Here is a 14,749-nt window from a genome sequence, read left to right as displayed (position 1 = left end):
CCGCTCCATCCCCATCAGATCCGGCCTGTCGGCGCCCCCGGCAGGCCGTTCCTTTTTCAGGTGCCGAGACCTATCAATCGCCTGTCGGCCAGATCAGGTCTTCCAAATCGGTCAATCGATTGATCCGGTGTTCCCAGCCTTCGATGCAGATATGGCGCATGGGATCGCTAGCCCGATGCAGGAAGATCAGCGTCAGCAGGCGCCGCCTGACGATGGGATCGACTGCGTCCCCATAACCGAAGCCCCGTAGCAGGCTGCACACACGCCCCGGCCGTCCCGCCGCCATGAAGGCGCTCGGGCCGAGCAGGTCATATTCGCGCCAGCCCGTCATGACATCGCCGAAGTCGATCAGCCCCGCGAGTCCCCATCGGCCGTTGGTCTTACCGAGAAGGAAGTTTTCAGGGATGTATTCGCCGGTCAGGATGACGGGCGGAGCATCCATCGGAATCAGCGTCGCGGCGTTCTCAAGAAGCGCGTCGAGATCGGCGAGATATTTTTTCGGGAGTCCCAGGCGGACATGGCGCTCGCGGCAGCCCGCGATCTGCCTTTCGATGAATTCAGGCCAGCGGGGCTCGATGCGTGTGAGTTCGCCCAGGGGCACTGAGTGCACCTGCGCGATCGTCTCGCCGATCTGCTGCAGGACGCGCTCCTTCTGCTCTTCGGGAAGGCCACGCCAAGCCTGCGAGCCGAGGATGCCGGCCAACCGCGTGATGACGAGATAGGACCAGTCGTCCGCCCCGCCCTCCGCTACGATCTCGGGGATCGGGAGGTCCAGCTTCCCCCGAAGCTGTCGCAAGGTGGCGCGCTCCGAGACGAACTGGCTGCGATAGATCGGCGGAAAGACCTTCAGGATCAGCGCGTCGTCAAGCGCGATGACGAGGTTCGTGCCGGTCGCAAACGAGAACGGGTTGACCACCGCCAGTCCGTGATGGTTCGCGATGGCTTTGGCGACCGGCAGCCAGTTCGCCCTGTCGGATCTCCAGGTACGGAAGGCGCCGCTGCTCGCCACGGTCGGGAAGATCTGCATGGGTCCGCGTTGGTCCGTGCGCCATGTAAGGCCGATGCTTTAGCCGGGTTCCGGATCGCCGCGGAAGGCAAAAATTTCACCATGACCTTCGCGGCTGCCGCGCCTGCTGCCCAAAACGCGGCATGACGGCGTCGCGCAGCTCCATCCCGCTTGACCTTCGTCGCCGCATCGGACTGATGTCGCGACATGGCCCGGCCAAAACTTCTCTTCGTCGCGACCGAGGACTGGTTCTTCGCCTCGCATTTCCTGCCGATGGCGCGGGCGGCGCGCGAACTCGACTACGAGGTCGTGGTGATCGCCCGCGAACGCCAGCATCGCCGGGTGATCGAGTCTGCCGGCGCCAGGCTGATCGCGCTGGAGGCGGAGCGCCGCAGCCTCGATCCGCGCGCGCTGTTCCGCCAGGTCAGGACGCTGCGGCGCATCATCGCCGCCGAGCGGCCCGATATTTTGCACTGTATCGCGCTGAAGCCTATCGTGCTCGCCGGTCTCGCCGGGAAGCTCGCCGGCATCGAGCGGCGCGTTTATGCGCTGACCGGGCTCGGTTTCCTCGGTGCTAAGCGGGGCGCGCTCGCAAACGCGGCGCGGCTCGGCACGAGGCTTTGGCTGCGGCAGGCGATCGATGGGCCGCAGGTTCGGTTCCTGTTCGAGAATCCGGACGACCCGGCGATGCTTGATCTCAAGCCGCAGCAGGCGACCAAGGTCGTGCTGGTCGGCGGGGCGGGCGTCGATCCGCTGATCCTGATGCCGATGGCGATGCCGCCGTCGCCGCCGCTGAAGATCGCGCTGGTGGCGCGGCTGCTCTGGTCGAAGGGCGTCGATCTGGCGGTCGAAGCGGTTCGGATTGCGCGCAGCCATGGCGTGCGCGTCGAACTCACCATCCATGGCGCGCCCGATTTCTCCAATCCAAGGGCGATTCCTGAAGCGACGCTGACGGAATGGGCGGCTCGGCCCGGGATCACCTGGGCGGGACCGACGCGCGATATCGAGGGCGTCTGGCGCACGCATCATCTGTGCTGCCTGCCGTCGCGGGGCGGGGAGGGGCTGCCGCGCACCATTCTGGAGGCCGCCGCCTGCGGGCGCGGCATCCTGACGACCGACGTGCCGGGCTGTCGCAGCTTCGTGCGCGACGGCATCGACGGGGTCGTGGTGCCGCCGGACGATGCCGCCGCGCTCGCCAAGGTGCTGGTGGCGCTCGCCGGTGCGCCCAATCTGGTCGAGCGCATGGGAGGCAGCGCCCGCGCGCGGCTGCTCGAAGGCTATACCGAGCGCGACGTGATGGATGTGGTGAAGTCGCTCTATCGCGAGCTTCTGGGCAAGCCGACGACGGATCTCGCCGCGTGAGCGCGCCCATGGCGGCGCTCGACCGGCGCGGCTTCATCATGGCCAATACCTGTCTGCTGCCCGTGCCGCACGCGCCGGAGATCAGCCTGCATGTGGCGCAGGAGGCGACGGAGCTGTGGCAGAAGACCGAGGACGAGTTGGCGGTGATCGGACTGCCGCCGCCGTTCTGGGCTTTCGCCTGGGCGGGCGGGCAGGCGCTGGCGCGCTATCTTCTGGACGATCCCGGCGTCGTCGCCGGTAAGCGCGTGCTCGATTTCGCCAGCGGCTCGGGGCTGGTGGCGATCGCGGCGGCGAAGGCGGGCGCGGCCAGCGTCACGGCAAACGATATCGACGCCTTCGCGACGGAGGCGATCGCGCTCAACGCAGACGCGAACGGCGTTGCCGTAGACGTCCTGCTGGACGACATGGTCGGGAGCGACGCCGGCTGGGACGTGATCTGCGCCGGCGATGTCTGCTATGAGCGCGACATGGCAGAGCGCGTCGTCGCCTGGCTTTCGGTCTTGTCGGCGCGTGGGGCCACGGTGCTGATCGGCGATCCCGGCCGGAGTTATCTGCCTCGCGACAGGCTGGTCCCGCTGGCGAGCTACGAGGTGCCGGTGACGCGGTCGCTGGAGGATGCCGAGATCAAGCGCAGCACGGTCTGGCGGCTGATGGTGTGATGCCGCGATGCCGCCTCAGCTGATCGCTTCCTTCAGATCCAGCGTCGCGACCTTTCCGATCGCCTCGTAGTTGCGCTTGAGCCAACGTTTCGCCGCGGCCCGGCCGATGTCGCGCAGGCGGAGCAGGAAGTCCCAGTCGGCGTTCATCCGCGACGACGAGGTCAGTTCCGCCAGCGGCGAGCCGCCGTCGATGCGGTGCATCAGCACGCGCTTGTATTCGTCGGTCGGCAGTTTGCCGGCATCGACGAGGCGGTTGACGAACTCGATCGCGCGCAGCTCGCGCAGCAGCGAGGCATTGAAGGTGATCTCGTTCAGCCGGTCCTGGATGTCCCGCGCCTTCGTGGGCAGATCCTTGCGCTGGAGCGGGTTGATCTGCACCAGCATGATGTCGTCGCAATGAGCCTCGTAGAACAGCGGGAACAGGGCCGGATTGCCCATGTAACCGCCATCCCAATAGGCTTCCTTGCCGATCTCGACCGCCTGGAACAGCATCGGCAGGCAGGCCGATGCCATCAGGTGGTCAGGCGTCATTTCCGGGCCGTTGAAGACCTTGATCCTGCCGGTGCGGACATTTGTGGCGGCGATGAAGAGCTTGACCTCCGCGCAGGCCCGGACCTTGTCGAAATCGATTAGGTCGGCTATCACGCCGCGCAAAGGATTGATGTTGAGCGGGTTGATGTCGTAGGGGCTCGCCACCTTCGAGAACATCTCGAACCAGATCAGGCCCGGCGGCGTGCCGCTGCTGCCCCAGGCGCCGAGCATGGTGTCGATCAGCGAGCGCTCCGAGCCGCCATATTTGCCGTCGACGCTGATGGCGCGCCAGAAGGTCTCCAGTTTCGTCCGGGCTCCATCGGCGCCGCCCTCGATCCAGCCTTCGCATAGCACGACGGCGTTCATGGCTCCGGCGCTGGTGCCCGAGAGCGCCTCGATGGCGAGCCGGCCATCCTCCAGGATGGCGTCGAGCACGCCCCAGGTGAAGGCGCCGTGCGCGCCGCCGCCCTGGAGCGCCAGCGACACCGTCCGCTCGGCTTTCGGGCCGGCGAGGCCCTTGACCGTCTGCGTGCTGGCCTTGCGTCGCCCGGTCATGCCGCAGTCCAGCCGCCATCCATCGGCAGCGTCGTGCCGGTGATCGACTTGGCGGCGTCGGTGCAGAGGAACACGGCGAGCGCCGCCACCTGCTCGACCGTGACGAATTCCTTGGTCGGCTGCGCCGTCAGCAGCACATCGTTGATGACCTGCTCTTTGGTCAGGTTGCGCGCCTTCATGGTGTCGGGAATCTGCTTTTCGACCAGCGGCGTCCAGACATAGCCCGGTGCGATGGCGTTGACCGTGATCCCTTGCGTCGCGACTTCGAGCGCGACCGTCTTGGTGAAACCGGCGATGCCGTGCTTGGCGGAGACATAGGCGCTCTTGAAGGGCGAGGCGACGAAGGCGTGGGCGGATGCCGTGTTGATGATGCGGCCCCAGCCCTTGGCCTTCATCTTCGGCAAAGCGGCGCGGGTGGTATGGAAGGCCGAGGACAGGTTGATCGCGATGATCATGTCCCATTTCTCGATCGGGAACTCGTCGACCGGCGCGACATGCTGGATGCCGGCATTGTTGACGAGGATGTCGATCGCGCCGAATTCGGCTTCGGCCGCCCCGATCATCCCGGCGATCTCGGCGGGCTTGGTCATGTCGGCGGAAGAGAACAGCACCTTGACGCCGAATTCGCCCGCGAGGTCGGCGCGGAGCTTTTCGGCGTCGGCTGGCGGCAGGATCCCGTTGATCACGAGATGGGCGCCTTCGGCGGCGAGTGCGCGGGCATAGGCGAGCCCGATGCCCGAGGTCGAGCCTGTGATGGCGGCGCAGCGGTCTTTGAGGAACATGAGCGTCAAGGCTCCTGACATTGCGAAGAGAAATGCTTAGGTTGGGCGCAAGATGAAGGATAAGCCACCGATCCGAAAGGGTCACGGAACCGTGCCGGGTCTTCTATTGCAACGCAACATGACCGAAATGCAGCCGCACCCGAGCGATCACGATCATGCGCATCATGACGGCCATCGCCATGCCGCCGACGACGGAGAAGCTTGTCGGCACGCGCATGACCACCGCCACCATGCCGCCGAAGCGCTAGCACGGGCCGAGCGTATCTGCGGCGAGCGCGGCCTGCGCCTGACGCCGATCCGCCGTCAGGCCCTGGAGGCGCTGCATGGCGACCATCGGCCGGTCGGGGCCTATGACCTTGCGGACCGCATCTCGCCGCCCGGCGGCCGGCGGCTGGCGCCGATCTCGATCTATCGCGCGCTCGATTTCCTGGTCGAGCAGGGGTTCGTCCACCGGCTCTCCTCGCGCAACGCCTACCTCGCCTGCCTGCATGGCCATGGCGCCGACGAGGTCGTCGCCTTCCTGATCTGCGAGGGTTGCGGCGGTGTCGACGAGGATTCCTCGCCTGCCATGAGGAAGGCGGTCGCGGCCATCACGACGGGCCGCCAGTTCGCGGCTTCGCATCAGGTCGTCGAGATCGTCGGACGGTGCGAGCATTGCCGGAGCGCAAAGCCATGAATGAACGGGTCATGCTCGATTGCCTGCCGGACCAGGCGGGTCCGCAGCCGCGCCGGGCGACGGTTCCGGTCATGGTCGGACACGTGGCCGTCGGCGGGGCTGCGCCGATCGTGGTGCAGTCGATGACCAATACCGATACCGCCGACATCGCCGGCACGGTCGCGCAGGTCGCGGCGCTGGCCCGGCAGGGCTCCGAACTGGTGCGGATCACGGTCGATCGCGACGAGGCCGCCGCCGCCGTGCCGAAAATCCGCGAGCGGCTCGACCGGGTCGGCATCGATGTGCCGCTGGTCGGTGATTTCCACTATATCGGGCACAAGCTGCTGGCCGACCATCCGGCCTGCGCCGAGGCTCTGGCGAAATACCGGATCAACCCCGGCAATGTCGGCTTCAAGGACAAGAAGGACCGCCAGTTCGGCCAGATCGTCGAACTTGCGATCAAGCATGGCAAGGCCGTGCGCATCGGCGCCAACTGGGGTTCGCTCGACCAGGAACTGCTGACCGCGCTGATGAACGAGAACGCCGTCTCGGCCCGGCCGCTCGATGCGCGCACCGTGATGCGCGAGGCGATGGTGCAGTCGGCGCTGCTGTCTGCCGAGCGGGCCGAGGAGATCGGACTGGCGCGGGACCGCATCATCCTCTCGGCGAAGGTGTCGGGTGTTCAGGACCTGATCGCGGTCTATCGAACGCTGGCGAGCCGCGCCGATTATGCCATCCATCTCGGCCTGACCGAGGCCGGCATGGGTTCGAAGGGCATCGTCGCCTCGTCGGCGGCGCTCGGCATCCTGCTGCAGGAGGGGATCGGCGACACGATCCGCTTCTCGCTGACGCCGGAGCCGGGCGGCGACCGAACGCTCGAGGTCAAGGCGGCGCAGGAACTGCTGCAGACGATGGGATTCAGGGCGTTCGTGCCGCTGGTCGCGGCCTGTCCCGGCTGCGGGCGCACGACCTCGACGGTGTTTCAGGAACTGGCGCGCGACATCCAGAGTTGGATCTCGACATCGATGCCGGAGTGGAAGACGCGCTATCCCGGCGTCGAGGCGCTCAACGTCGCGGTGATGGGCTGCATCGTCAACGGGCCGGGCGAATCCAAGCACGCCGATATCGGCATCTCGCTGCCCGGCACGGGCGAGGAGCCGACCGCTCCGGTTTTCGTCGACGGCAGGAAGGTTGCAACTTTGCGGGGACAAGGCATCGCCGCCGAATTCAAGACGATGGTCGACGGCTACATCGAACGGCGCTATGGCAGGCGGGCTGATGCGGCGGAGTAGAATGACTTGTCCTGCAACGAACGCATGGCCGCGCCTTTGCGCGCCGGCCCCGGTGTGCTAGAGGCCCCGGCCTTTCGCTGCACTGCAGCATCCGCGGAGATCCCCTATGGGGCATGACAACCCGAATCCGCCGACCTCGCGGCCGGAGGATTCTCGGTTCGGCCTCGATGACGGCCATGGCCGTTCCGGGCACGGCCACTCGACCAACAGCTACGCCGCGCTGGCGCTCGGGGCGCTGGGCGTCGTCTATGGCGACATCGGCACGAGCCCGCTCTATGCGCTGCGCGAGACCGTGCTGGCGGCGACAGCCGCTCATGGCGGGCTGGGCACCGCGGTCGCCGGCGCGCCGGTGCCGCGCGACATCGTCATCGGCGTGCTGTCGCTGATCCTGTGGTCGCTCGTCATCGTCGTCACGCTGAAATATGTCCTGCTGCTGATGCGGGCCGACAATAATGGCGAAGGCGGCATCCTGACGCTGGTCGCGCTGGCCCAGCGCGGGCTCGGGCGGGCGCGCGGCGGCGTTGTATTGTTCCTCGGCATGGCCGGTGCGGCGCTGTTTTATGGCGACGCGGTGATCACTCCGGCGATCTCGGTGCTGTCGGCCGTCGAGGGCATCAAGCTGGTCACGCCGCTGCTGAACGACTATGTCGTCACCATCGCGTCCGTCATCCTGATCGGCCTGTTCCTGGTCCAGAGCGGCGGCACCGAGAGGGTCGCGAATTTCTTCGGTCCGATCACGTTGGTCTGGTTCTTGGTGCTGGCCGGGCTCGGTATCTACCATATCGCCGATGACATCGGCGTCCTGGCCTCGGTCAACCCGTACTACTGCCTGCGCTTCTTCCTTGACCACCCGACGGTGTCGCTGGCCGTACTCGGCTCGGTCTGCCTGGCGGTGACCGGCGCCGAGGCGCTTTATGCCGATATGGGCCATTTCGGCCGCGGTCCGATCCGAAGCGCCTGGATCTGGGTGGTCTTCCCCTCGCTATGGCTGAACTATCTCGGCCAGGGTGCGCTGATCCTCTCGGATCCGACCGCCATCGACAATCCGTTCTACAAGCTCGCCCCGGACTTCCTGATCCTGCCGCTGGTCATTCTGGCAACGATCGCCACCATCATCGCGAGCCAGGCGGTGATCACCGGCGCCTTCTCGCTGACGCGGCAGGCGGTCCAGCTCGGCCTGCTGCCGCGGCTCGAAATCCGCCACACCTCGGAGCATACCTCCGGCCAGATCTACATACCCCGCATCAACTGGCTGCTGCTGCTGATCGTGCTGCTCTTGGTCTGGTCCTTCCGCTCCTCCTCCAATCTCTCGCATGCCTATGGCATCGCGGTCTTCGGCACGATGGTGGTGAGTTCGCTGCTCGCCTTCATCGTGATCCGCCGCGTCTGGGGCTGGAGTCTGCTCGCGACGGTCGCCCTGATCCTGCCCTTCCTGATCATCGATATCGCCTTCTTCGCCGCCAACATGCTGAAGCTGTTCAGCGGCGGCTACATGCCGGTGCTGCTGGCGATCGCCTTGGTCATGCTGATGTGGACCTGGGTGCGCGGCACCAAGATCCTGTTCGACAAGACGCGCAAGACCGACGTGCCGCTGCTCGAACTCGTCGGCATGCTCTCCAAGAGCCCCCCCGTCCGGGTCAAGGGTATGGCCGTCTTCCTGACGAGCGACCCCGAGACGGCCCCGGCCTCGCTGCTGCACAACCTGAAGCACAACAAGGTGCTGCACGAGCGCAACGTCGTCCTGACCGTGCGCTCCACCGACACGCCCCGCATCGCCGAGGAGGAGCGCGTGCGCCTCTCGCGTATCACCGACGACTTCTGGCGGGTCGATCTGGTCTATGGCTACATGGAGAGCCCCAACGTGCCCAAGGGGCTCGCGATCCTGCGCAAGCAGGGCTTCAAGTTCGACATCATGTCGACCTCGTTCTTCCTCTCGCGCCGCTCGATCAAGGCCTCGCCGCAATCGGGCATGCCGGTCTGGCAGGACAATCTCTACATCTCGCTGACCAAGAGCGCGACGGACGCCACGAGCTTCTTCCAGATCCCGACCGGTCGGGTGGTCGAGGTGGGCACGCAGGTGACGGTGTAAGGAGCGGGCCCGGCGCGTGACGGACGCTCAATCGAGAATGCGCGTCTCGTAGGCGTAGAGCCGGCGGAAGCCGAGGCTTTCATAGAGGCTGATCGCAGGCGTATTGGTCTGTTCGACCTGCAGATACGCGCTCTGCGCTTCCATCGCCCTCGCCCATGCCATCAGGCCCGACACGATGCGCCGGCCAAAACCCTGGCCGCGATGGTCTGCACCGACGACGATTCCGCCGATCTCGGCCATGCCGCGTTCGGCGACGCTCATGCCGTAGGCGATCGGCTCACCGGCCACGAGGAGTGTCGCGAAGGCGGCCGGCAGACGGATCTTCTCGACGATCGCCGCCAGATTGCCGGCATGCGTCTTGACGCCGGTCTGGTTGGCGGCGACGCCGGCAATCCAGTCGGCACTCGGGCCGGCCTCGATCTCGATTTCGGGCTCGATCGTGGGCTCGATGCCGTCGAGGGCGGCGATCATGCCGAACGAGGCATCCTTTATCGTGAAGCCCCGCGCGAGGACGCGCGCGCGTGTTTCGGCTCCCACCAGCGGGGTTAGCCGGATACACGGCTGCAAGCCGTCGGCCCGATAAAGCTCCTCGATCAGCGCGAGCGTGTCGTCGTCCATTTCCGCGCCGGCGGCGATCGGCGAGGCGGAGTTCGCCCGGCCGGAATAGCCGCTGGCGAAGCGCACGACCCAGTCGCCGATCAGCAGCGTCGCGGGTGCGGGCCAGGCGTTGACGATGCGCCGTTCGCAGGCGAGCACCAGAGTTGAATCATCGGGTTGTCCAGACGCCGTCATGGCGTGCCTCCGCTCTTCAGCGTCGTCGTCTTGCGCGGCGTCGGGCGCCAGCCCGGCGGCGCCATCTCGAAACCCGAAAAGGCAAAGCCCGGCGCAACCGTGCACCCGACCAGCGTCCAGGCGCCGAGCGAAGTCGCGCTCTGCCACCAGCCGGCCGGCACCACGAATTGCGGGCGCTGGCCGGTCCGCAGGTCGGTGCCGAGATGATGCGCCGAGGCGTCGTGGCCGTTGGGCGAGACGCTGATGACGAGCGGGGCGCCCGCATAGTGATGCCAGATCTCGGCGGCATCGACCCGGTGCCATTCCGACGTCTCGCCGGTATCGAGCAGATAGTAGATCGCAGTGGAGAAACCGCGCCCTTCCGGGCCGGCCTCGTCGCGGAAGGTCTCGCGATAATGGCCGCCTTCGGGGTGCGGCTTGAGTTCGAGCAGACCGATCACCTCGGCTGCGCTCAGGCCGTCCAGGGACGATGTCATGCGCGATCCCTCACAAAGCCTTCGATCTCAGAACGTGTTCTTGGCTTCGCGCAGGGCCGCGAAGACCTCTCCGGCCGGCGCGCCGACGAGGCCGACGGCTGCCGCCAGCGGGCCTTCTCCGGCGCGGAAGAACGGGTTCGTCGCCTTCTCCTCACCGACCGACGTCAGGGCCCAGAAGTGGCCCTCCGCCTTGGCTGCCTCGGCTTGGGCCAGCCGCGCCGAGAGGGCAGTGTTGGCCGGGTCCATCGCGATGGCGAAGCGGGCATTGGCCAGCGTGTAGTCGTGACCGGCGATCAGGCGGAGATCGTCGGGCAGCATCATGATACGGCTGAGCGAGGCCCACATCGCCTGCATCTGGCCCGGCTGGACACGGCCGCAACCCATGACGAAGACGACGTCGCCGACGAGGGCGAGCTTGCCCTGCTCGCTGACGAAGGTGAGGTGGCCATCGGCGTGGCCGGGCGTATGCCAGACGTCGAAATCGAAGCTGCCGAACCCGACCTTGTCGCCTTCGGCGACGATGCGATCGATCGGGGCCGAATCCTGCGCATCTGCTGGGCCGCAGACGTTTGCGCCGGTCGCCTGTTTGAGTTCGTCGACGCCCTGGGTGTGGTCGAAATGCGCATGGGTGACGATAATGTCGCTGATCGTCCAGCCCTTGGCTTTGGCCGCGGCCAGGACGGGACCGGCATCGGGAACATCGACCGCCGCGCAGGCTTCCGTCGCCGGGTCGTAGATCAGCGCGCCGGCATTATCGCTGAGCGTGCGGAAGATCTGGATGTCGATGGGCATGTCAGGCTCCGGGGGCGGGCAGTCGGCAGTCGGGACTTTACTGAAGCAGCGCCACGATACGATCAAGCACCTTGGCCTCAGGGCACGGACGAACTGCCGATGCCGATGCCCGCCCTTGCGTCGTCGCCTGCCGCACCACATCTTGCGCGGCCATGGCTCTCGATGTCGTCGATCTGCGTGCCTTCTATGCCAGCCCGCTCGGCCATGTGGCACGGCGGTTCGTCGGCGGCGCGATGCTGCGCTTCTGGCCCGATTGCGAGCGTCAGCGCGTTCTCGGAGTGGGCTTCTCGTCGCCTTATCTGTCCGTGCTCGGCGTCGGAGCCGAGCGCGTGCTCGCCTTTATGCCCGCCGCGCAGGGCGTGGTGCACTGGCCATCGGAGGGACCGTCGGCCTCGGCGCTGGTCGAGCCGACGCTGCTGCCCCTACCCACGGCCTCGATCGACCGGGTCGTCCTCGTGCACGCGCTGGAGGAGACCGAGAGCCCCGACGATCTGCTGGAGGAGGTCTCGCGGGTGCTGAGCCCCGGCGGCCGGATGCTGCTCGTCGTCCCCAATCGCGGTGGTTTGTGGGCGCGGATGGATGGTACGCCCTTCGGCCATGGCCGTCCGTTCAGCCGCTCGCAGTTGGAAGCGCTGATGCGCGCGGCCGAGTTTTCGCCGGAGCACTGGGCCGAGGCACTTTATGTGCCGCCGCTTCGGCGCAGGCTGTTCATGCGCTCGGCGCCCGCCTGGGAGCGGATCGGTGCGGGGCTGTCGCTGCCTTTCGCCGGTGTCCATGTCATCGACGCCACCAAGCAGTTCTACCGGCGGGTGCCGTTGCGGGCGACGCGGCGCAGTTTCGCCTTCCGGCCGATTCTGCTGCCACAGCCGACGCCGGCTCCGCGGCTGAGGGACCAACCCGATGCCGGCTCCTCGGGTTGACAAGCACGCGGGCGCGCGGCCAAGGTCCGCCGCTTTTCGCGAGCCGGTCCCTCCCTTTGCCGCCGTGCGGACCCTCACCAGCGGAATCTGAACTGGATCACGATGCGTAGCTACCTTGATTTCGAGAAGCCCGTTGCCGAACTCGAGGCGAAGGCCGACGAACTGCGCGCCCTGGAAGCGAAGGGCGAGGGCTATTCGCTGTCGGAGGAGATCGGCAAGCTCGACGCCAAGGCCAGCCAGGCGCTGAAGGATCTCTATGCCCAGCTTACGCCCTGGCAGAAGACTTTGGTCGCGCGCCATCCGCAGCGGCCGCATTTCAAGGACTACTGCGCCGCGCTGATCGACGAATTCACGCCGATGGCCGGCGACCGTGCCTTCGGGGAGGACGAGGCCATCGTCGGCGGCTTCGGGCGTTTTCGCGGTGAGCCCGTCTGCGTCATCGGCCAGGAGAAGGGCTCGACGACCGAGACCCGCATCCGGCACAATTTCGGCATGGCCAAGCCCGAAGGCTACCGCAAGGCGGTCCGCCTGATGGAACTGGCCGATCGATTCGGCCTGCCTGTGCTGAGCTTCGTCGATACTGCAGGCGCCTATCCCGGCATCGAGGCCGAGGAACGCGGCCAGGCGGAGGCGATCGCGCGCTCGACCGATGCATGCCTTGGCCTGCGCACGCCGAGCGTGGCGCTGGTGATCGGCGAGGGCGGCTCCGGCGGCGCGATCGCGATCGCCGCTGCCAGCCGCGTGATGATGCTGGAACACGCGATCTATTCGGTGATCTCACCCGAAGGCGCGGCCTCGATCCTCTGGCGCGACACGGCCCGGGCGCAGGACGCCGCCACCGGCATGAAGATCACGGCGCAGGATCTGCTGAAATTCGGCGTCATCGACCGGATCGTGACCGAGCCGATGGGTGGCGCGCATCGCGATCCCGATGCTGCGATCGGGCGCGCAAGCGACGCCATTGCGTCGGCGCTTTCGGATTTCGCAGGCGTGGAGCCCGAGGCCATCGTCGCGCGCAGAGCGGAGAAATTCCTGGCGATCGGACGCAATCTGTGATGCCGGCGTGCCACGCCGGCGGATGGCGAACGTCAACGCGTCCTTAACCATATGGCCATCTCGCGGCGGCCTGTGGTAAGGAACGGTCAACGCTAACGCTTCTACAACCTAGCAGCCGGCACAATTTGGCCGTGTTGCATGGTCAAAGCTCGGCTCTCTGGCCGGCCGTTGGATGGGATTGACGACGTGGCATTCAAGCAACTCGCGCTCGTGGCTTTTGTTTCATTGTCCCTGGGCGCCTGCGAGGAAGACCGCTATCGCGGTTCTGCCCGCCACAACATCCCGATCCCGTCGGCGACCTACGCGCTGATGTCCGAGAAGGGCATGAACAAGGATCAGCCGATCCTGATCCGCTCCTACAAGAAGGAATCGGAGCTCGAGGTCTGGAAGCGCAAGGCGAACGGCCAGTACGCGCTGCTCAAGACCTATCCCATGTGCCGCTGGTCGGGTCAGCTCGGCCCGAAGGTCCGCGAGGGCGACCGGATGGCTCCCGAGGGCTTCTACGCCATCACGCCGGCGCAGATGAACCCCAACTCCTCCTATTACGTCTCCTTCAACATGGGCTATCCCAACGCCTATGACCGGGCCCATAACCGCACCGGCGCGCATCTGATGGTTCACGGCGCGTGTTCCTCGGCCGGCTGCTATTCGATGACGGACGACCAGATCGGCGAAATCTATGCGCTGGTCCGCGAGGCGCAGAACGGTGGCCAGAAGGCCATGCAGATGCAGGCGTTGCCGTTCCGGATGACGCCGGAAAATCTCGCCAAGCACCGGCTCGATTCCAACATCGCCTTCTGGAAGAATCTGAAGGAAGGCACTGATTATTTCGACGTGACCGGGGACGAGCCTGCGGTCGCTGTCTCGGGTGGGCGCTACGCCTTCAATAGCGGCGGCGCCGATTCGTCCGTTATCCAGGCCGTGCAGCAGAAGCGCCAGCAGGACGAGATCCAGGTCGCCGCGCTGGTCGCCAAGGGCACGCCCGCCGTCAAGCTGCTCTATGACGACGGCGACAGCCATAGCTCCTTCAAGCAGGCACTGCTCTCCGGCGGCTCGGATTCGCTGAACCGGACAGCGACCTGGGCCTCGCGCGATGTCGGCGTGAGCCGGCCGGATGCGATCTCGGTCGGTCCGCGCGTGGTAGTGCTCGACGACAGCGGCAAGGCGAAGACAACCGTTCGTGCCGATTCGGCCGATAACGACGCCGTGCTTGCAGCGGTCGCGGCTGCTGCCGCAGAGCCGAAGGCGGAGCCGGTCAAGGCTGCTGCACCTGCGGCGTCGGCCGCGACGCAGATGGCCAAGGTCCTTCCCGGCGCCGCTCAGCCTGCTCCAGTCGCTTCCAGCGCCGCTGCTGCGCCAGTCGCGGTCGCGCAGGACGAGCGGCCGTTCTACCAGCGGGCTCTTGGCTTCGTGCCGCTGATCGGCGGTTCTGTTCCGAAGGAGCCGGTCCAGTCGGCACCGATCGCCTCCGTCGGGCCGTCCGCGCCCGCCAATGTGCGCGCTCCGCTGCCGCCGCGTCGTGCCGACAGCTTGCGCACCACGCGTCTCGACGAACGCGCTGCGGCCTTCGCGAGCCAGCCAGCCGCCCGTTGAGGGCATACGCCACGCCGCATATCCGGCGTGGTCGAAATGCAACAATCCCCTGCTTTGTTGGCGTCGCCTATCTGATGGGCGCAAAAATGCCGACCCACTGGGCTTTTGCCTCATTTCTGAGCTGATCGCCTAAAAGCCCGGCTTGCCGAGAATGGCATTTCGCTGGCTTCATTGTGGCGGAAGCGCGGT

14 protein-coding genes are annotated in these 14,749 nt (G+C 66.6%); 8 read left to right on the top strand and 6 right to left on the bottom strand.

From position 1 onward, the window contains the following. Positions 1-73 precede the first annotated feature (73 nt). Positions 74-1,027, bottom strand: a complete 954-nt coding sequence (locus tag AXW83_RS14640) for an aminoglycoside phosphotransferase family protein (protein ID WP_066614678.1) — start codon at positions 1,025-1,027, stop codon at positions 74-76. Between the two features lie 186 nt (positions 1,028-1,213). Between AXW83_RS14640 and AXW83_RS14635 the strand changes: the two genes are divergently transcribed. Further along, complete coding sequence (locus tag AXW83_RS14635; RefSeq protein WP_066614676.1) at positions 1,214-2,368, top strand: glycosyltransferase family 4 protein; 1,155 nt, start codon at positions 1,214-1,216, stop codon at positions 2,366-2,368. Between the two features lie 8 nt (positions 2,369-2,376). Next, positions 2,377-3,027: a class I SAM-dependent methyltransferase gene (locus AXW83_RS14630; RefSeq protein ID WP_066614674.1), complete on the top strand. Its 651-nt coding sequence runs from the start codon at positions 2,377-2,379 to the stop codon at positions 3,025-3,027. 15 nt (positions 3,028-3,042) lie between these two features. Here AXW83_RS14630 and AXW83_RS14625 read toward each other — a convergent pair whose 3' ends face one another. Together AXW83_RS14625 and AXW83_RS14620 are read right to left on the bottom strand one after the other, a co-directional pair. After that, complete coding sequence (locus tag AXW83_RS14625) at positions 3,043-4,113, bottom strand: patatin-like phospholipase family protein (RefSeq protein WP_066614672.1); 1,071 nt, start codon at positions 4,111-4,113, stop codon at positions 3,043-3,045. After that, positions 4,110-4,895, bottom strand: coding sequence for a 3-hydroxybutyrate dehydrogenase (locus AXW83_RS14620; RefSeq protein WP_066614670.1), 786 nt, complete (start codon positions 4,893-4,895; stop codon positions 4,110-4,112). The genes AXW83_RS14625 and AXW83_RS14620 overlap by 4 nt, the downstream gene beginning before the upstream one ends. A gap of 118 nt (positions 4,896-5,013) precedes the next feature. Between AXW83_RS14620 and AXW83_RS14615 the strand changes: the two genes are divergently transcribed. The 3 genes from AXW83_RS14615 to AXW83_RS14605 all read left to right on the top strand — a co-directional run bounded on the left by AXW83_RS14615 (position 5,014) and on the right by AXW83_RS14605 (position 8,931). Next, positions 5,014-5,571, top strand: coding sequence for a transcriptional repressor (locus AXW83_RS14615; RefSeq protein WP_236841671.1), 558 nt, complete (start codon positions 5,014-5,016; stop codon positions 5,569-5,571). Next, complete coding sequence (ispG, locus tag AXW83_RS14610; protein WP_236841670.1) at positions 5,568-6,842, top strand: flavodoxin-dependent (E)-4-hydroxy-3-methylbut-2-enyl-diphosphate synthase; 1,275 nt, start codon at positions 5,568-5,570, stop codon at positions 6,840-6,842. The genes AXW83_RS14615 and ispG overlap by 4 nt, the downstream gene beginning before the upstream one ends. Before the next feature lie 106 nt (positions 6,843-6,948). Continuing rightward, positions 6,949-8,931: a potassium transporter Kup gene (locus AXW83_RS14605; protein ID WP_082767139.1), complete on the top strand. Its 1,983-nt coding sequence runs from the start codon at positions 6,949-6,951 to the stop codon at positions 8,929-8,931. 27 nt (positions 8,932-8,958) lie between these two features. Here the strand turns inward: AXW83_RS14605 and AXW83_RS14600 are convergent, their stop codons facing one another. Genes AXW83_RS14600 through gloB form a run of 3 tightly spaced genes read right to left on the bottom strand, consistent with a single transcriptional unit; the run spans position 8,959 to position 10,991 of the window. Continuing rightward, positions 8,959-9,723 (bottom strand): GNAT family N-acetyltransferase, encoded by a 765-nt coding sequence (locus tag AXW83_RS14600; RefSeq protein WP_082767138.1) that lies wholly within the window; start codon positions 9,721-9,723, stop codon positions 8,959-8,961. After that, the gene (locus AXW83_RS14595; RefSeq protein WP_066614664.1) at positions 9,720-10,199 is read right to left on the bottom strand and encodes a cupin domain-containing protein; all 480 of its coding nucleotides are present in this window, start codon (positions 10,197-10,199) and stop codon (positions 9,720-9,722) included. The genes AXW83_RS14600 and AXW83_RS14595 overlap by 4 nt, the downstream gene beginning before the upstream one ends. Before the next feature lie 27 nt (positions 10,200-10,226). Further along, on the bottom strand, positions 10,227-10,991 hold the full coding sequence (gene gloB / locus AXW83_RS14590) for a hydroxyacylglutathione hydrolase (RefSeq protein WP_066614662.1): 765 nt from the start codon (positions 10,989-10,991) through the stop codon (positions 10,227-10,229). Between the two features lie 152 nt (positions 10,992-11,143). Here gloB and AXW83_RS14585 point away from each other — a divergent pair, with 152 nt between their 5' ends. The 3 genes from AXW83_RS14585 (at position 11,144) to AXW83_RS14575 (ending at position 14,560) form a co-directional block, all read left to right on the top strand. Continuing rightward, the gene (locus AXW83_RS14585; RefSeq protein ID WP_066614660.1) at positions 11,144-11,911 is read left to right on the top strand and encodes a class I SAM-dependent methyltransferase; all 768 of its coding nucleotides are present in this window, start codon (positions 11,144-11,146) and stop codon (positions 11,909-11,911) included. A gap of 102 nt (positions 11,912-12,013) precedes the next feature. After that, a complete protein-coding gene (locus tag AXW83_RS14580) occupies positions 12,014-12,967 on the top strand; it encodes an acetyl-CoA carboxylase carboxyltransferase subunit alpha (RefSeq protein ID WP_066614658.1) in 954 nt (317 codons plus the stop codon). A 186-nt stretch (positions 12,968-13,153) separates the two neighbouring features. Beyond that, a complete protein-coding gene (locus AXW83_RS14575) occupies positions 13,154-14,560 on the top strand; it encodes a L,D-transpeptidase family protein (RefSeq protein WP_236841669.1) in 1,407 nt (468 codons plus the stop codon). The last annotated feature ends 189 nt before the right edge of the window (positions 14,561-14,749 follow it).

This window comes from Bosea sp. PAMC 26642, from assembly GCF_001562255.1.
Lineage (GTDB): Bacteria > Pseudomonadota > Alphaproteobacteria > Rhizobiales > Beijerinckiaceae > Allobosea.
The sequence above is the reverse complement of the archived record's forward strand: the minus strand, read 5'-3'. Positions and strand labels throughout refer to the sequence as shown.